Annotated in this window: 12 protein-coding genes; 2 read left to right on the top strand and 10 right to left on the bottom strand. The window is 62.4% G+C overall.

The annotated features are described in order from the left end of the window. Positions 1-3 precede the first annotated feature (3 nt). From V1290_RS33495 to V1290_RS33450, 10 genes are all read right to left on the bottom strand, one after another. Positions 4-1206 (bottom strand): CaiB/BaiF CoA transferase family protein, encoded by a 1203-nt coding sequence (locus tag V1290_RS33495; protein WP_334368308.1) that lies wholly within the window; start codon positions 1204-1206, stop codon positions 4-6. A 261-nt stretch (positions 1207-1467) separates the two neighbouring features. Further along, positions 1468-1668, bottom strand: a complete 201-nt coding sequence (locus V1290_RS33490) for a hypothetical protein (RefSeq protein WP_065745194.1) — start codon at positions 1666-1668, stop codon at positions 1468-1470. A 160-nt stretch (positions 1669-1828) separates the two neighbouring features. Beyond that, on the bottom strand, positions 1829-2998 hold the full coding sequence (locus V1290_RS33485) for an acetyl-CoA acetyltransferase (protein ID WP_334368307.1): 1170 nt from the start codon (positions 2996-2998) through the stop codon (positions 1829-1831). Between the two features lie 56 nt (positions 2999-3054). Further along, complete coding sequence (gene eda / locus V1290_RS33480; RefSeq protein ID WP_334368306.1) at positions 3055-3705, bottom strand: bifunctional 4-hydroxy-2-oxoglutarate aldolase/2-dehydro-3-deoxy-phosphogluconate aldolase; 651 nt, start codon at positions 3703-3705, stop codon at positions 3055-3057. Beyond that, on the bottom strand, positions 3702-4655 hold the full coding sequence (locus tag V1290_RS33475) for a sugar kinase (RefSeq protein ID WP_334368305.1): 954 nt from the start codon (positions 4653-4655) through the stop codon (positions 3702-3704). Before V1290_RS33475 ends, eda begins: the two co-directional genes overlap by 4 nt. A gap of 33 nt (positions 4656-4688) precedes the next feature. Continuing rightward, a complete protein-coding gene (gene denD, locus V1290_RS33470) occupies positions 4689-5672 on the bottom strand; it encodes a D-erythronate dehydrogenase (protein ID WP_334368304.1) in 984 nt (327 codons plus the stop codon). A gap of 189 nt (positions 5673-5861) precedes the next feature. Further along, positions 5862-6797, bottom strand: a complete 936-nt coding sequence (locus V1290_RS33465; protein WP_213249784.1) for a carbohydrate ABC transporter permease — start codon at positions 6795-6797, stop codon at positions 5862-5864. Continuing rightward, positions 6790-7749, bottom strand: coding sequence for a carbohydrate ABC transporter permease (locus V1290_RS33460; RefSeq protein ID WP_334368303.1), 960 nt, complete (start codon positions 7747-7749; stop codon positions 6790-6792). Before V1290_RS33460 ends, V1290_RS33465 begins: the two co-directional genes overlap by 8 nt. A gap of 122 nt (positions 7750-7871) precedes the next feature. Continuing rightward, positions 7872-9191 (bottom strand): ABC transporter substrate-binding protein, encoded by a 1320-nt coding sequence (locus tag V1290_RS33455; protein WP_334368302.1) that lies wholly within the window; start codon positions 9189-9191, stop codon positions 7872-7874. A 56-nt stretch (positions 9192-9247) separates the two neighbouring features. Beyond that, entirely contained in the window at positions 9248-10315 is a 1068-nt protein-coding gene (locus V1290_RS33450) for an ABC transporter ATP-binding protein (protein WP_334368301.1), read from the bottom strand. Between the two features lie 193 nt (positions 10316-10508). Between V1290_RS33450 and V1290_RS33445 the strand changes: the two genes are divergently transcribed. Together V1290_RS33445 and V1290_RS33440 are read left to right on the top strand one after the other, a co-directional pair. After that, a complete protein-coding gene (locus V1290_RS33445) occupies positions 10509-11567 on the top strand; it encodes a LacI family DNA-binding transcriptional regulator (RefSeq protein ID WP_334368300.1) in 1059 nt (352 codons plus the stop codon). Between the two features lie 159 nt (positions 11568-11726). Continuing rightward, positions 11727-13547, top strand: a complete 1821-nt coding sequence (locus V1290_RS33440; protein WP_334368298.1) for an IlvD/Edd family dehydratase — start codon at positions 11727-11729, stop codon at positions 13545-13547. Positions 13548-13639: the final 92 nt, after the last annotated feature.

Genomic DNA, 13639 nt, shown 5'->3' with positions numbered 1-13639 from the left:
GTCCTATGTGTTTGGCACGGCCTTGGTGACACCGTCGCGCACCAAAGCGGCAATTTCGTCCGCCGAGAACCCCGCTTCGCTGAGGATTTCGGCGCTGTGCTCGCTGAGGCGCGGCGCCAGCCGCTTCGTCTCGACCGGCGTTTCGGAAAATCGTGCCGATGGCCTCATGTTGCGGATGCGACCCTCGGTTGGATGATCGACCACCGGGAAGAAATCGGTCGCCACGATGTGGGGATCGCCGAGCAGGCTCTCGAGATCATGCATCGGCATGACCGGCACGTCGGCCTTCTCCAGGATAGCCGACCATTCGGCGGTGGTTTTGGTCTCGAGGATCCGCGCCAGCTCGGCATAGACAGCGTCGATATTGGCGGCGCGGCCGGCGAAGGTCGCAAATTTCGGATGGACGCGAAGGTCGTCGCGCCCGGTGGCATCGAAGAAGTTCTGCCACTGCTTGTCGTTGTAGACGATGACGCAGATACAGCCGTCGGAGGTCTTGTAAGGCCGGCGATCCGGCGACAGGTGCCGGGCATAGCCGCCCTTGTCGAGCGGCGGCTCATAGGTGAGCCCGCCCATGTGGTCGCCCATCACGAAACCGGCCATGGTTTCGAACATCGGAATATCGACGCGCTGGCCGCGCCCGGTCCGGTTACGATCGACGAGACTGGCGCAAATCGCGCCCACCGCGGTGAGCCCGACGATACGGTCGACCAGCGCATTGGGCACATAGCGCGGCACGCCGTCGGCGGTCTGCGCCATCAGCGCCGGCAGTGCGGTCGCGCCCTGGATCAGGTCGTCATAGGCGGGTTTTGCTGCATAGGGCCCATCCTGGCCGAAGCCGAACACGCCGGCGTAGATCAGGCGCGGATTGATTTTCGCGACCACGTCGTAGCCGAGGTTCAGCCGCGCCATCGCCTGCGGGCGCACATTGTAAACCAGCACGTCGGCGGATTTGATCAGCCGCAGCACGGAGTCACGCCCGGCGGGCTTCTTCAAATCGAGGCAGATCGAGCGCTTGCTGCGGTTGGTGTTGAGGAACACCGGCCCCATGCCGGGATGACGGGTCGGCCCGATCTGCCGTGTCACGTCGCCGTCGAGCGATTCCACCTTGATGACGTCGGCGCCGTAATCGCCGAGCATCTGGGTGGCATAGGGCCCCATCAGCACGGTCGTCATGTCGATGACCTTGATGCCCGCCAATGGTCCCATGGATCAGCCTGCTCCCGAATTGTCGTTCCGGCCAAGTAACGGCAGCGGATTGGGAAGATCAAGCGCGCCCGGCGTATGGACGTATGCACGGGACACCAACAATGGATGTCGTCCCTGCGAAACGCAGGGACCCATACGCCGTGTAGGCGGTGATTGCGGAAAGCTTTAGTTACTTTCGCCGTAACAGGTTGCCTCCAGCCTCCCAGTGTGGTTATGGGTCCCTGCGTCCGCAGGGACGACGAAAGTAGTGCTGGTTGGAGGTTACTTTTTCGACCTGGCGTCGCGTTCCCGGGTCAGCCGTTCCAGCTCTTCATTCTGCTGACTGAGCCGGTCGGCGATGCGCGCTTCGTTCCGTTCGCCGGAGGCCGCGGCAGCCTGTTCGATCAACTGGCGGATGTTGTCTTCCAGAATCCTGATCCGGTTGTTCAGTTCTGCCTCTGACATCGAACTTTCGTTGCTCATAATGCACGCTCCGGAAAACTGTAGGGTGGGCAAAGCCACCGGGTCGCGCGAATGCGCGCCCGATGACAGGCTCCGCGTGCCCACCAGTCTCACCTTTCGGCACTCATGGTGGGCACGGCGCAAGCGCGCCTTTGCCCACCCTATGATAGCACGTTCGCGGTTACTTCGCGGGCTCCAGCACGGAGACGTAGTTCGCCACCGCCGCGCCGCCCATATTGAAGATGCCGGCAAGTTTTGGATTATTGAGCTGCATGCCTTCGGGCGCCTGGCCGACGAGCTGCATCGCACTCATCACGTGCATGGAGACACCGGTGGCGCCGATCGGGTGGCCCTTGGCTTTCAGGCCGCCGGACGGATTGACCGGCAGCTTGCCGTCTTTCTGGGTCCAGCCCTCCAAAATCGCGCGGGCGCCCTGCCCGCGCGGCGTCAGGCCCATCGCTTCGTATTCGATCAGTTCGGCGACGGTGAAGCAGTCGTGGGTTTCGACAAAAGAGAGATCCGAGAGTTGAACGCCGGCCTGCGCCAGCGCGCGCTGCCAGGCCACCGTGCAACCTTCGAACTGCAGGATGTCGCGTTTGGACATCGGCAGAAAATCCTGCGCGTGCGCGGTGGCACGGAAATTCACCGCCTTGCCCATCGTCTTGGCGGTTTCGGAATCCGTCAGCACCAACGCTGCCGCGCCGTCCGACACCAGCGAGCAGTCGGTGCGCTTCAGGGGGCCGGCGACATAGGGGTTCTTCTCGCTCTCGGCGCGGCAGAACTCGAAGCCAAAATCCTTGCGCATCTGCGCATAGGGGTTGGCGACGCCGTTCTTGTGGTTCTTGGCCGCGATCATCGCCAGTGCGTCCGACTGGTCGCCATACTTCTGGAAATAGCTTTGCGCGATCTTGCCGAACACGCCGGCAAAGCCGCCGACGGTGTCGCCATCCTCGGGCAGATAGGACGCCTTCAGGAGGTAGCGTCCGATATCGGCCGACGGCGTCCGCGTCATCTGCTCGACACCGACCACCAGCACGATCCTCGCGGCGCCCGAGGCGATCGCCCGGATACCCTGGTGCACCGCCGCCGAGCCGGTGGCGCAGGCATTTTCGACCCGCGTAGCCGGCTTGAAGCGCAGTTTCGGGTCGGCTTGCAGCACCAGCGAGGCGGTAAAATCCTGCGGTGAGAAGCCCGCGTTGAAATGCCCGAGCACGATCTCGTCGACGTCTTCGGCCGCTATGCCGGCGTCGGCAAGCGCATCGGTCGCAACCTTGACCACGAGGCTCTCGACGGTTTCCGCGTCGAACTTGCCGAATGGCGTGTGCGCCCATCCGACGATGCTGGCTGTCATGGTCGTTCTCCCTATTTCGGTTCTGAAGGCTTATGTAGCCTATCGGGGAACAGACTTCACGCCGGTTTCAGCGATTTCATGGTCCGCGCGCACATGGCGGTCATGCCGGCCCAGTTCCCGGACCGGATCTCCGCCGCCGGACAAAGCCAGGAACCGCCCACCGCCACCACATTCGGCTCAGCCAGCCAGGTTGCGACATTGGCCTCTCCGATGCCGCCGGTCGGGCAGATCCGGATATTCGGAAACGGCCCGGCCAGCGCCCGAAGTGCCTTGATACCGCCGGACTGTTCCGCTGGGAAGAATTTAACGATGTCGAAGCCGGCCGCCAGCGCCCGCATCAGCTCGGAAGCGGTCGCGATCCCCGGGGCAAATGGCAGGTCGCTCGCGGCGGCGGCTTTCAACAGCTCCGGCGTCGCGCCCGGGCTGATACCGAATTTGGCCCCGAGCGCGCGCGCCCGCGCCAAGTCGTCGGCGTTCAGGATCGTGCCGATACCGACGATGGCGTCCGGCACCTCGGCGATCATGGCCTTGGCGGCGTCTGCGGCGACCGGCGTCCGCAAGGTGACTTCCAGCACACGTACCCCGCCCGCAACCAGCGCGCGCGCCAGCGGCACCGCGTCCTCGAACCGCTCGATGGTGAGCACCGGGATCACGATCGCGGACTTGAAGATCGCGGCGAGTTGTTCCTGCCGTGCGGCTGCGGTCATGGAGATGCCTTGCGAGAATGAACATGGTTCGGGATGAGGCCGGACGGCATCTCCGCACGCGGAATGATCGCGCCGGGATGACATACCACAACGCCGGCCAGACGATGCCCGGCCCGTGCAGCTTCAAGCGGATCCGTGCCCACGAGGCGCGCGGCCACATAGGCCGCAGCGAAGCTGTCGCCGGCCGCTGTGGTATCGACGACGGGCGCCTCCACCGGCTTGGCCTTGATCGGATAAGGCACGCCTTCCAGACGCACGATGCTCGCCGGCTCCGAAAGCTTCAATACCACCTCGGCGCCCGGAATCCGCGCCAGCAAGGCTTCGTTGGTCACCCCCGGATAGAGCGGCAGCAAATCCTCCGTGGAAGCCAGCACGATATCGGCTGTGGCAAAGGCCTCCTGAAAAACGGCGCGCGTAACATCGAGATCGGGCCAGCCGCGGGCGCGGAAATTGGTATCGAAAGCGAAACGCGCCCCATTGTCGCGCGCGCGGTTGAGAGCCGCAAACAGCCGCGTCCGCCCCTCCGCACCATATAGCGACAGCGTGATCGCCGAGAGATAGATCACGTCATAGCCAGCGAGCGCATCAAGGATCTCCGGTGTCTCCGGCAAATCCATCAGGCTGCGCGCGGCGGCGCTGTCGCGCCAGTGAAAGAACCGGCGTTCGCCCTTGTCGTCGGTCTCGATCATGTAGAGACCCGGCAGTTTGCCGGGCAGCCGAACCACGCGCTCCGTCCCGACACCCTCCGCGGCCCAGCCTGCTATCATCTCATCGCTAAGGCTATCGTCGCCGAGCGCGGTGATGTAGTCGGCGCCGGCGCCGAGGCGCGCGAGATAGACGGCGGTATTGAGCGTATCGCCGCCGTAGCCGCGCGAATACAGGCCAGCCTCAGCCCCTTCGGCCTGTTTCAGCTCGACCATACACTCGCCGATGCAGGCTACCTTGCTCATGACCGCATTCGCGTGAACTGGCGTGCAATCAACTCAGGCCGCGAACTTGCCGCCGAGTTCATCCTCGATATGGATCCGGATAATGTCGTCGAACGTCTTTTCCGCGGTGGTGAAGCCGAGCTTCAGCGCGCGGTCGGTGGAAAAATCCCGCGGCCAGCCAGAGACGATACTGATGATGGTCGGATCGGGCACGCGCTTGATGCGCGCGGTGACGTTCTTGCCGGCAACGCGGTCGAGTGCCGCGATCTGTTCGCCGACCGTCACCGACATGCCGGGCATGCTGAGGTTACGCCGCGGCCCCATCGCGTCGAGATCCATGGTGCCGGCGTGGACCAGAAAGCCCACCGCCGATTTCGGCGAGGCGTGCCAGTGCCGCACGTCTTCGGAGACCGGCAACACGGCCTCCTCGCCGGCGAGCGGCTCGCGAATGATGTTGGAGAAGAAGCCGGAGGCCGCCTTGTTCGGTTTGCCCGGCCGCACGCAGATCGTCGGCAGGCGGATCGAGATGCCGTCGAGCAGGCCCTTGCGGGTGTAATCGTTGATCAAGAGTTCGCAGATCGACTTCTGCGTGCCGTAGCTCGTCAGCGGGGTATGGAAGAATTCGTCGCCGATCTTTTCCGAGAAAGGCGCGCCGAACACTGCGATCGAGGACGTGAACACCAGCCGCGGCTTGTAGCCGCCGCCGGCGTGGCGGATGGCATCGATCAGGTATCGCGTGCCGTCGAGATTGATCCGGTAGCCCTTGTCGAATTCGGCCTCGGCCTCGCCGGAAACGATCGCGGCGAGATGAAAGATCACGTCTGGTCGGTGGGCGATCAGCGGCTCCGCCGCGCCGGGATCGGCAAAATCGGAAGCCGCGACTTGAATCGGGATCGACGCGTTGGGCTTGGTGGGCGCCACCACGTCCTGCAGCGTCATTCGGGTGATGTCGTGCTTGCCGAGGCGACCGTCGCGCAGCAACCGTTCGGTCAGCTTGCGGCCCACCATGCCGGCGGCGCCGAGAATCAAAATGTGCAAGACCCCTACTCCCTCTTCATACCTGGTCGTCCCGGTCTTGAGCCGGGACCCATACGCCGCGGCCGATGCAATCAAGATGGCATGGTTGACGGCTTCGTCTCAACAATTGCCGCCGGTTGTTATGGGGTCCCTGCTTTCGCAGGGACGACAGCGATAGTTTTGCTATTTCTTGATGCGGACCTTACGCGCTCACTCTTTCACGGCTCCCGTCATGGCCGACACATAGTGCTCGACGAAGAAGGCATAAAGGATGACGAGCGGCAAGGAGCCCGCCAGCGCACCCGCCATCAGCGAGCCCCAGCGATAGATGTCGCCATCGACGAATTCGTTGACGATTGCGACCGGCACCGTCTTGTTGGAGGTCGATTGCAGGAACGTCAGCGCATAGATGAACTCGTTCCAACACAGCGTGAAGCAGAAGATGAACGCCGAGATCAGTCCGGGAATCGCCAGCGGCAGCACGATCTTGATCAGGATCTGCCAACGGCTGGCACCATCGATCAGCGCGCATTCCTCCAGCTCGAACGGGATGGTTTTGAAGTAGCCCATCAGCAGCCAAGTCGAGAACGGGATCAGGATGGTCGGATAGGTCAGGATCAACGCCATCGGCGAGTCGAACAGGCCGTACTGGAATACGACGGTGGCCAGCGGAATGAACAGGATCGACGGCGGCACCAGATAGGCCAGGAAGATCAGGCCGCCGACCATATTGGCGCCCTTGTAGCGTAGCCGGACGATGGCATAGGCCGCGAGCACGCTCGCGATGATCGACAGGATGGTGGCGCAGACCGCGACATACATCGTGTTCCAGAGCCACATCGGATAGTGGCTTTCGAACAGGAGCTTGTAAAAGTGCTTGAAGGTCGGATTCCAGGTCCAGAACGGGTTGTACTTGTCGAGATCGAGCAACTGCTCGTCCGGTTTGATCGCCGTCAGCCCCATCCAGTAGAACGGGAACAGCAGCACGATGACGATGATCGACAACGGCAGATAGAGCGTCACCAGCCGGCGCGGCACCGACTGCAGATAGCTCATGCCTTCGCTGTGATCGTCCTTCGCGATCGTTGGCGCCGAGCCATGCAGGACGGCCTTGAGATCGATCCGTGAGGTGGGGAGATCAGTCATTGTTTTCCCCTTGCTGCCACTTGCGGCGCTGCAGGCCGAACCAAGACACCATGATGGCGGCGAGGAGGAACGGGATCATCGCGCTCGAGATCGCCGCGCCCTCGCCCAACTGACCCGCGATGATCGCGCGCTGGTACGACAGGGTCGCCATCAGATGCGTGGCATTGACCGGGCCGCCCCGCGTCATCGCCCAGATCAACTGGAAGTCGGTGAAGGTGAACAGCACCGAGAACGTCATCACGACGGCGATGATCGGCGTCAACAGCGGATAGGTGATGAAGCGGAACATCTGCCAGCGCGACGCGCCATCGAGCGTCGCGGCCTCATAGAGCGACGGCTGCACGGTCTGCAGGCCGGCGAGCAGCGTGATCGCGACGAACGGCACGCCGCGCCAGATATTGGCGAAGATTACGCAAATGCGGGCCCAGGTCGTGTCGCCGAGGAAATTGATGTTCTGGGTGATCAGGCCCATCTGCTTCAACGACCACGAGATGATCGAGAATTGAGAATCGAAGATCCACCAGAATGCCAGCGCCGATAGTACTGTCGGCACGATGAAGGGAATCAGCACCAACGCGCGCAGCATCGCCTTGAACGGCATGTTCTCGTTCAACAGCAGGGCCAGATAGAGCCCTATTCCGAATTTGATGGCGCTCGCGATAAACGTGTAGAGAAGCGTGTTGAATACCGAAAGCCAGAAGATCGCGTCATCCCACAGCCATTCGTAGTTCTCGGTCCCGACAAACTGCCCTACCCGGCCGATACGTGTATCCGTGAATGAGAGCCAGATACCGAGGCCAAGCGGATAGGCCAGAAAGAAGATCAGGAAGGCCAGCGCCGGCACCATGAACCAGAAACCCAGCCAGTTACGGTTGTGCTTGAGCTGGTCCCACGCGCTGGCCTCGCGGATCTCCGTCTTGGCGCGTCGTGGCGCGATTGCGATGTCAGCCATGTCTGATGTCCCGATTACTGCTTCTTGCTGCGCGTGATTTGCCGGAAAGCCGTCCCCCGTTTTTCCAGATCACGCCGGTATTGACGGAGCGGACGGCGGCACCCGCCGTCCGCTCCGGTTCATCAGCGATAGATGCGCTTCAATTGCCGTTCGGCTTCCGCGATCGCCGTCTTGGCATCCTTGGCGCCGGTGCAGTAGTTGGCGAACATGTCGACCACGATGAAATCGGCAATCGCGGTTGCCGCCTTCTCGCCGGGCGTACCGATGCCGGAGGCCGGCAGCGCGCGCTTGCTGGCCTGAGCAAACACCGCGTTCTTCGGATCCGCGGTCCAGACCGGCGCCGAGTCATAGGCGTTCAGCGTGTGGGTCAGATAGCCGCGCGCTCCGGAGAGCCACTTCTCGAAGTTTTCCTTCTCCAGCATGAAGGCTACGAACGCCTTCGCCGCATTCGGATATTTGGTGAAGTTGAACGCCAGGATCGGAACCGCGAGCTGCAACTCGGTCGGCTTGCCAATCGGACCCACCGGCCACAGGGCATGGTAGGTGTCTTCGGCGAGATCCTTCTTGCTAGCATCGTCCTTGGCCGCGACGTAGATCGAGATGCCATTGGAGGTGACATAGAGTTCGCCAGCCAGGAACGCCTTGTTGTTCGAGGAGTCGTTCCACGACGCAACCCCCGGGATGAACGTGTCCGACAGCGCCTTGCAGTACTCCAGAGCCTTGACCGTTTCTGGCGAATTGATGCTCACCTTGTCGCTCTTGTCGACAGTCCAGGCGTTATGGCCCCAGAGGATCCAGTGCAGCCAGGCGTTGGCGTCGCCGGAGGCGTGCCCAAGCGCAAAGCCGGCCGGCATGTTGTTCGCCTTCAGCGCCTTGCACATCTCGAGGAAGCTCGGGAAATCCTTGGGGAATTCCTTGAAGCCGGCCTTGTCAGTCGCCGACTTGCGGTAGGTCATGTAGCCGCCAACAGTGGCGACAGGAATGCCAAGCCAGTCATTACCGAGCATGCAGGTCTTCTGCGCCGCATCGGTCCAGCCGCCATATTTCTTGCCGAGGTAATCGGCAACATCGTTCAGCTTCAGGACCTTGGTTGGGAACAATTGCGGCAGCGTGTGCAGACCCCAGGCGAGGTCGAGGCCCGAGCCGGTGTTGGCGGCAACGGATGCCTTCGGCTGCACGTCCTCGAACGACTCCGAGAACACGTTCATTTCGGTGCCGGTCGCGGCTTTGAACGCGGCGACCATCGCGTTGAACGCATCGTCCTCCGCCGGCACGAAGCGCTTCCAGCGCATCACGGTGAGCTTGGCGCCCTGCTCCGCCTTCCACGGCGAGGCTTGCGCCCAGGCCTTGGCGAAATCGAGCAGTGCGGGTCCGGTCAGCGCGCCCGCGGCTGCCAGCGCGGTGCCGCCTTGAAGCAGCGAGCGGCGAGTAAAGTCCTGCATAGTCCATCCTCCCTTTGAATACTTTTTGGTTATTGCTCAGCCCATTTGATTATTGCTCAGCCATTCAGTCGCTTGCCGGTCGCCTCGTCGAATAGATGCACGAGCGCCGGATCCGGCTTGAGCCGGACCTTGTCGCCCGGACTGAATTGATGCCGCTCGCGGAACACGGCGACCACCTGCTCTCCGCCGAGCTTGGCGAAGACCTGGGTTTCCGAACCGGTCGGCTCGACCACGACGATCTCGGCTTCGGCGCCATCGTCGGCGATGGTGAAATGCTCGGGCCGCACGCCGTAAACCGCCGGCTGACCGTCCGAATTGGCGGGCGCCGTCGTCAGCGGCAGCTTGACGCCGTTCGGGCCTTCGAAGCCGGCGACGCCGTTCGACTTCACTTTGCCTTTAAGGAAATTCATCGCCGGCGAGCCGATGAAGCCCGCGACGAACTGGTTGGCCGGGGTGTCGTAGAGTTCGAGCGGGGTGCCCATCTGCTCGACGATGCCGTCATGCATCACCACGATCTTGTCGGCCATGGTCATGGCCTCGATCTGGTCATGGGTAACGTAGACCGTCGTGGTCTTGAGCCGCTGGTGCAACTCCTTGATCTCGGTGCGCATCGCAACGCGCAGCTTGGCGTCGAGATTGGACAAGGGCTCATCGAACAGGAACACTTGCGGGTCGCGCACGATGGCGCGGCCCATGGCGACGCGCTGGCGCTGGCCGCCCGACAATTGCCGGGGATAGCGATCGAGCAGCGGGGTCAGCGCCAGGATTTCCGCGGCGCGCTTGACGCCAGTCGAGATTTCCTCGGGTTTGGCGCCGCGCAGCTTGAGCGAAAAGCCCATATTGTCGGCGACCGTCATGTGCGGATAGAGCGCGTAGTTCTGGAACACCATGGCAATGTCGCGCTCTTTGGGCTGGACATTGTTGACCACGCGATCGCCGATCGAAATCGTGCCGGAGGTGATGTTTTCGAGGCCTGCGAGCATCCGCAGCAAGGTCGACTTGCCACAGCCGGAGGGGCCGACGAGCACAACGAACTCACCATCCTCGATCGGAATCGACACGCCGTGCAAAACTTCAAAGTTTCCGAACGACTTGCGCACGTCGCGAATCTGTACCGACGACATCGAACTCTCTCCCCTCATTTTCTGTTTTGTGGCGCCACAGACGGGCGACGACGCCATGCTGTCTTTTCGACTCTAATGCCGGAAGTCGAATTCAACGGTCATTATCATCCGCAGTTTGGCGGCTTTTAGCAATCCGATGGTAGCGCTGTCAATAATTGTTCAAACGTCTAATTTGTTGTGATATGAGCGCAAGATGGGACGAAAACAGACAAAGTCTGGCAAAATCCGCCTCACCGAGGTCGCAAAGCTCGCTGGCGTCAGCCCAATCACGGCATCACGTTTTTTCAGGAACCCCGAAGCGCTGTCGCTTAGCAAGCGGGAACGCGTCGACAGCGCCGTGAAGGAACTGGGTTACGTACCCAATCTCGCTGCGCGCGCCCTCGCTTCGCACCGTACCGAAGTCATCGGCGTCGTCATTCCTTCTCTCACCAACAACGTGTTCGCCGATGTGTTGCGCGGCATCTACGATTCCTCCGAAGGTAGCCGCTACACCATTCAACTTGCCAACACGCGCTACAGCATCCTGCAGGAGGAAAAGCTGCTGCGCCTGTTTCGGGCGCAGAAGCCTGCGGGATTGATCGTCACCGGCATCAACCAAACCGCGGAATCGCGCACGATCCTGGAGTCGATGAATTGCCCGGTCACGCAGATCATGGAGATCGGCGACAGTCCTGTCGACATGATGGTCGGCTTTTCGCACTACGATGCAGCTTCTGCGGCGATTTCGCACATCCTCGAGCAGGGACGCCGCCGCATCGGATTTCTCGGTGCGCGAATGGACCCCCGCGTGCAGCGGCGGTTCGAAGGGTATCGTGATGCCATGAAAGCGGCCTCGCTGTTCGACCCGAACCTCATCGTCACCACTTCCGTACCCACAACCGTCACGCTTGGCGGAACACTGTTCGCCGACCTCCTTGCCCAGACGCCCGATATCGACGCGGTCTTCTGCGTCAATGACGACCTCGCGCTCGGCGTTCTCTTCGAATGCCAGCGTCGGCAGATATCGATTCCCCGTGACCTGGCCATTGTCGGCTTCAACGACCTGGAATTCACCGCCGCCGCGGTCCCCTCGCTCACCAGCGTGCGAACCAATCGCTATGAAATGGGCCGGCACGCCGTCACCATGGTGATCGACGCGATCGAAGGCCGTCGCCCCCAGACGCCGGTGCTCGACCTCGGCTTTCAGTTGGTGGTCCGTGAAAGCTCAATGCGACAAAGCACCGTGATGGCCGGGTCTGTGGGCATAGATTGAGCGCGGATAGAAAATGGTAGCGCTATCTTTTGGCCCGAACTAAGATCGGTTGCCCAGTAGGACACGGGCGAAGCGCGTTGCAGCGGATGAAATTTTCAGCATGGTGCAATCGCCGCCGTGATTTTAGCCGCCCATGAGCTTGCAGTGCGGGAGGAACCAATGAAAAAGAACGACAACAAGACTGCCACCAATGGCAAGAGCCGAAGACTACGTTCCCTCGAGTGGTTCGATAATCCGCATAATCCGGGAATGACGGCGCTCTATCTTGAGCGCTACCTCAATTACGGCCTGACCCGGGAGGAATTGCAATCCGGCAAGCCGATCATCGGCATCGCCCAGACCGGCAACGACCTCTCCCCGTGCAACCGCCACCATCTCGAACTGGCGCATCGCGTACGCGAGGGCATTCGGGCCGCCGGCGGCATCGCCATGGAATTCCCGACGCATCCGATCCAGGAGACCGGCAAGCGGCCGACGGCGGCGCTCGACCGCAACCTGGCCTATCTCGGCCTGGTCGAAATCCTGTTCGGCTATCCGCTTGACGGCGTGGTGCTGACCACCGGCTGCGACAAGACCACGCCGGCCTGCCTGATGGCGGCGGCGACCGTCAATCTGCCCGCGATCGTGCTCTCGGGCGGCCCGATGCTGAACGGCTGGCACAACGGCGAGCGCACCGGTTCAGGCACCATCGTCTGGAAAGCCCGCGAGATGCTGGCCGCCGGCGAGATCGACTACAACGGGTTCATCGAGCTCGTGGCCTCCTCGACCCCCTCGGTCGGCCATTGCAACACCATGGGCACCGCCTCGACCATGAACTCGCTGGCGGAAGCGCTTGGCATGTCGCTGCCGGGCTGCGCGGCGATCCCGGCGCCGCATCGCGAGCGCGGCCAGATCGCCTACGAGACGGGCAAACGGATCGTCGAAATGGTCTGGGAGGATCTCAAGCCCTCCGACATCCTGACCCGCAAGGCGTTCGAGAACTGCATCGCGGTGAATTCGGCGATCGGCGGCTCGACCAACGCGCCGATCCATATCAACGCGCTGGCGCGGCATATCGGTGTCGAGCTCTCGATCGACGACTGGCAGAAGCACGGCCATGACATCCCGCTCTTGGTGAACATGCAGCCGGCCGGCTTCTATCTCGGCGAGGAATACCATCGCGCCGGCGGCGTGCCGGCGGTGGTGCGCGAATTGATGGCGCACAAGCGCATCCACGAAGACGCCGTCACGGTCAACGGCCGCACCATCGGCGACAACTGCCGCGAGGCGCCAAAGCCCGACGGCGACGTGATCTGGAGCTACGACAAGCCGCTGGTGAAGGATGCAGGCTTCCTGGTGCTGCGCGGCAACCTGTTCGATTCCGCAATCATGAAGACCAGCGTGATTTCAAAGGAATTCCGCGACCGCTATTTGATCAATCCGCAAGACCCGAATGCGTTCGAGGGCCGCGCCATCGTGTTCGAAGGCCCGGAAGACTATCACCACCGGATCGACGACCCCTCACTCGATATAGACGAGCACTGCGTCCTGTTCATCCGCGGCGCCGGGCCGATCGGCTATCCCGGCGGCGCCGAGGTCGTCAACATGCAGCCGCCGGCGGCGCTGATCAAACGCGGCATTCTTTCCCTGCCCTGCATCGGCGACGGAAGGCAGTCCGGCACCTCGGGTTCGCCCTCGATCCTCAACGCATCGCCCGAGGCCGCCGCCGACGGCGGCCTGGCGATCTTGCGAACCGGCGACAAGGTTCGCATCGACCTCAACACGGGCGATGCCAACATCCTGATCTCGAGCGATGAATTGAAGAAGCGCCGCGCCGAGCTGAAGGACAAGGGTGGCTTCCCCTACCCGGCCCACCAGACGCCGTGGCAGGAGCTCTACCGCTCGACCGTCGGACAGCAGGCCACCGGCGCCTGCATGGAGCTCGCCACGCGTTATCAGAATATCGCCGGCACGGTCGGCGTGGCGCGGGACAATCACTAGTTAGCGCCGTCATTGCGAGCGAAGCGAAGCAATCCATGCCTCCGCGCAAGAAAAAATGGATTGCTTCGTCGCTATCGCTCCTCGCAATGACG

The sequence above is a fragment of the Bradyrhizobium sp. AZCC 1578 genome, assembly GCF_036924675.1.
In the GTDB taxonomy this organism is placed as follows: Bacteria; Pseudomonadota; Alphaproteobacteria; order Rhizobiales; family Xanthobacteraceae; genus Bradyrhizobium.
This window is presented reverse-complemented; position numbering and strand designations above follow the sequence as displayed.

What these genes read in the sequence shown, in the direction of transcription:
- V1290_RS33495 (WP_334368308.1), bottom strand. Translation starts at nt 1,206, where the DNA reads ATGGGACCATTGGCGGGCATCAAGGTCATCGACATGACGACCGTGCTG.
- V1290_RS33490 (WP_065745194.1), bottom strand. Translation starts at nt 1,668, where the DNA reads ATGAGCAACGAAAGTTCGATGTCAGAGGCAGAACTGAACAACCGGATC.
- V1290_RS33485 (WP_334368307.1), bottom strand. Translation starts at nt 2,998, where the DNA reads ATGACAGCCAGCATCGTCGGATGGGCGCACACGCCATTCGGCAAGTTC.
- eda (WP_334368306.1), bottom strand. Translation starts at nt 3,705, where the DNA reads ATGACCGCAGCCGCACGGCAGGAACAACTCGCCGCGATCTTCAAGTCC.
- V1290_RS33475 (WP_334368305.1), bottom strand. Translation starts at nt 4,655, where the DNA reads ATGAGCAAGGTAGCCTGCATCGGCGAGTGTATGGTCGAGCTGAAACAG.
- V1290_RS33465 (WP_213249784.1), bottom strand. Translation starts at nt 6,797, where the DNA reads ATGACTGATCTCCCCACCTCACGGATCGATCTCAAGGCCGTCCTGCAT.
- V1290_RS33460 (WP_334368303.1), bottom strand. Translation starts at nt 7,749, where the DNA reads ATGGCTGACATCGCAATCGCGCCACGACGCGCCAAGACGGAGATCCGC.
- V1290_RS33455 (WP_334368302.1), bottom strand. Translation starts at nt 9,191, where the DNA reads ATGCAGGACTTTACTCGCCGCTCGCTGCTTCAAGGCGGCACCGCGCTG.
- V1290_RS33450 (WP_334368301.1), bottom strand. Translation starts at nt 10,315, where the DNA reads ATGTCGTCGGTACAGATTCGCGACGTGCGCAAGTCGTTCGGAAACTTT.
- V1290_RS33445 (WP_334368300.1), top strand. Translation starts at nt 10,509, where the DNA reads ATGGGACGAAAACAGACAAAGTCTGGCAAAATCCGCCTCACCGAGGTC.
- V1290_RS33440 (WP_334368298.1), top strand. Translation starts at nt 11,727, where the DNA reads ATGAAAAAGAACGACAACAAGACTGCCACCAATGGCAAGAGCCGAAGA.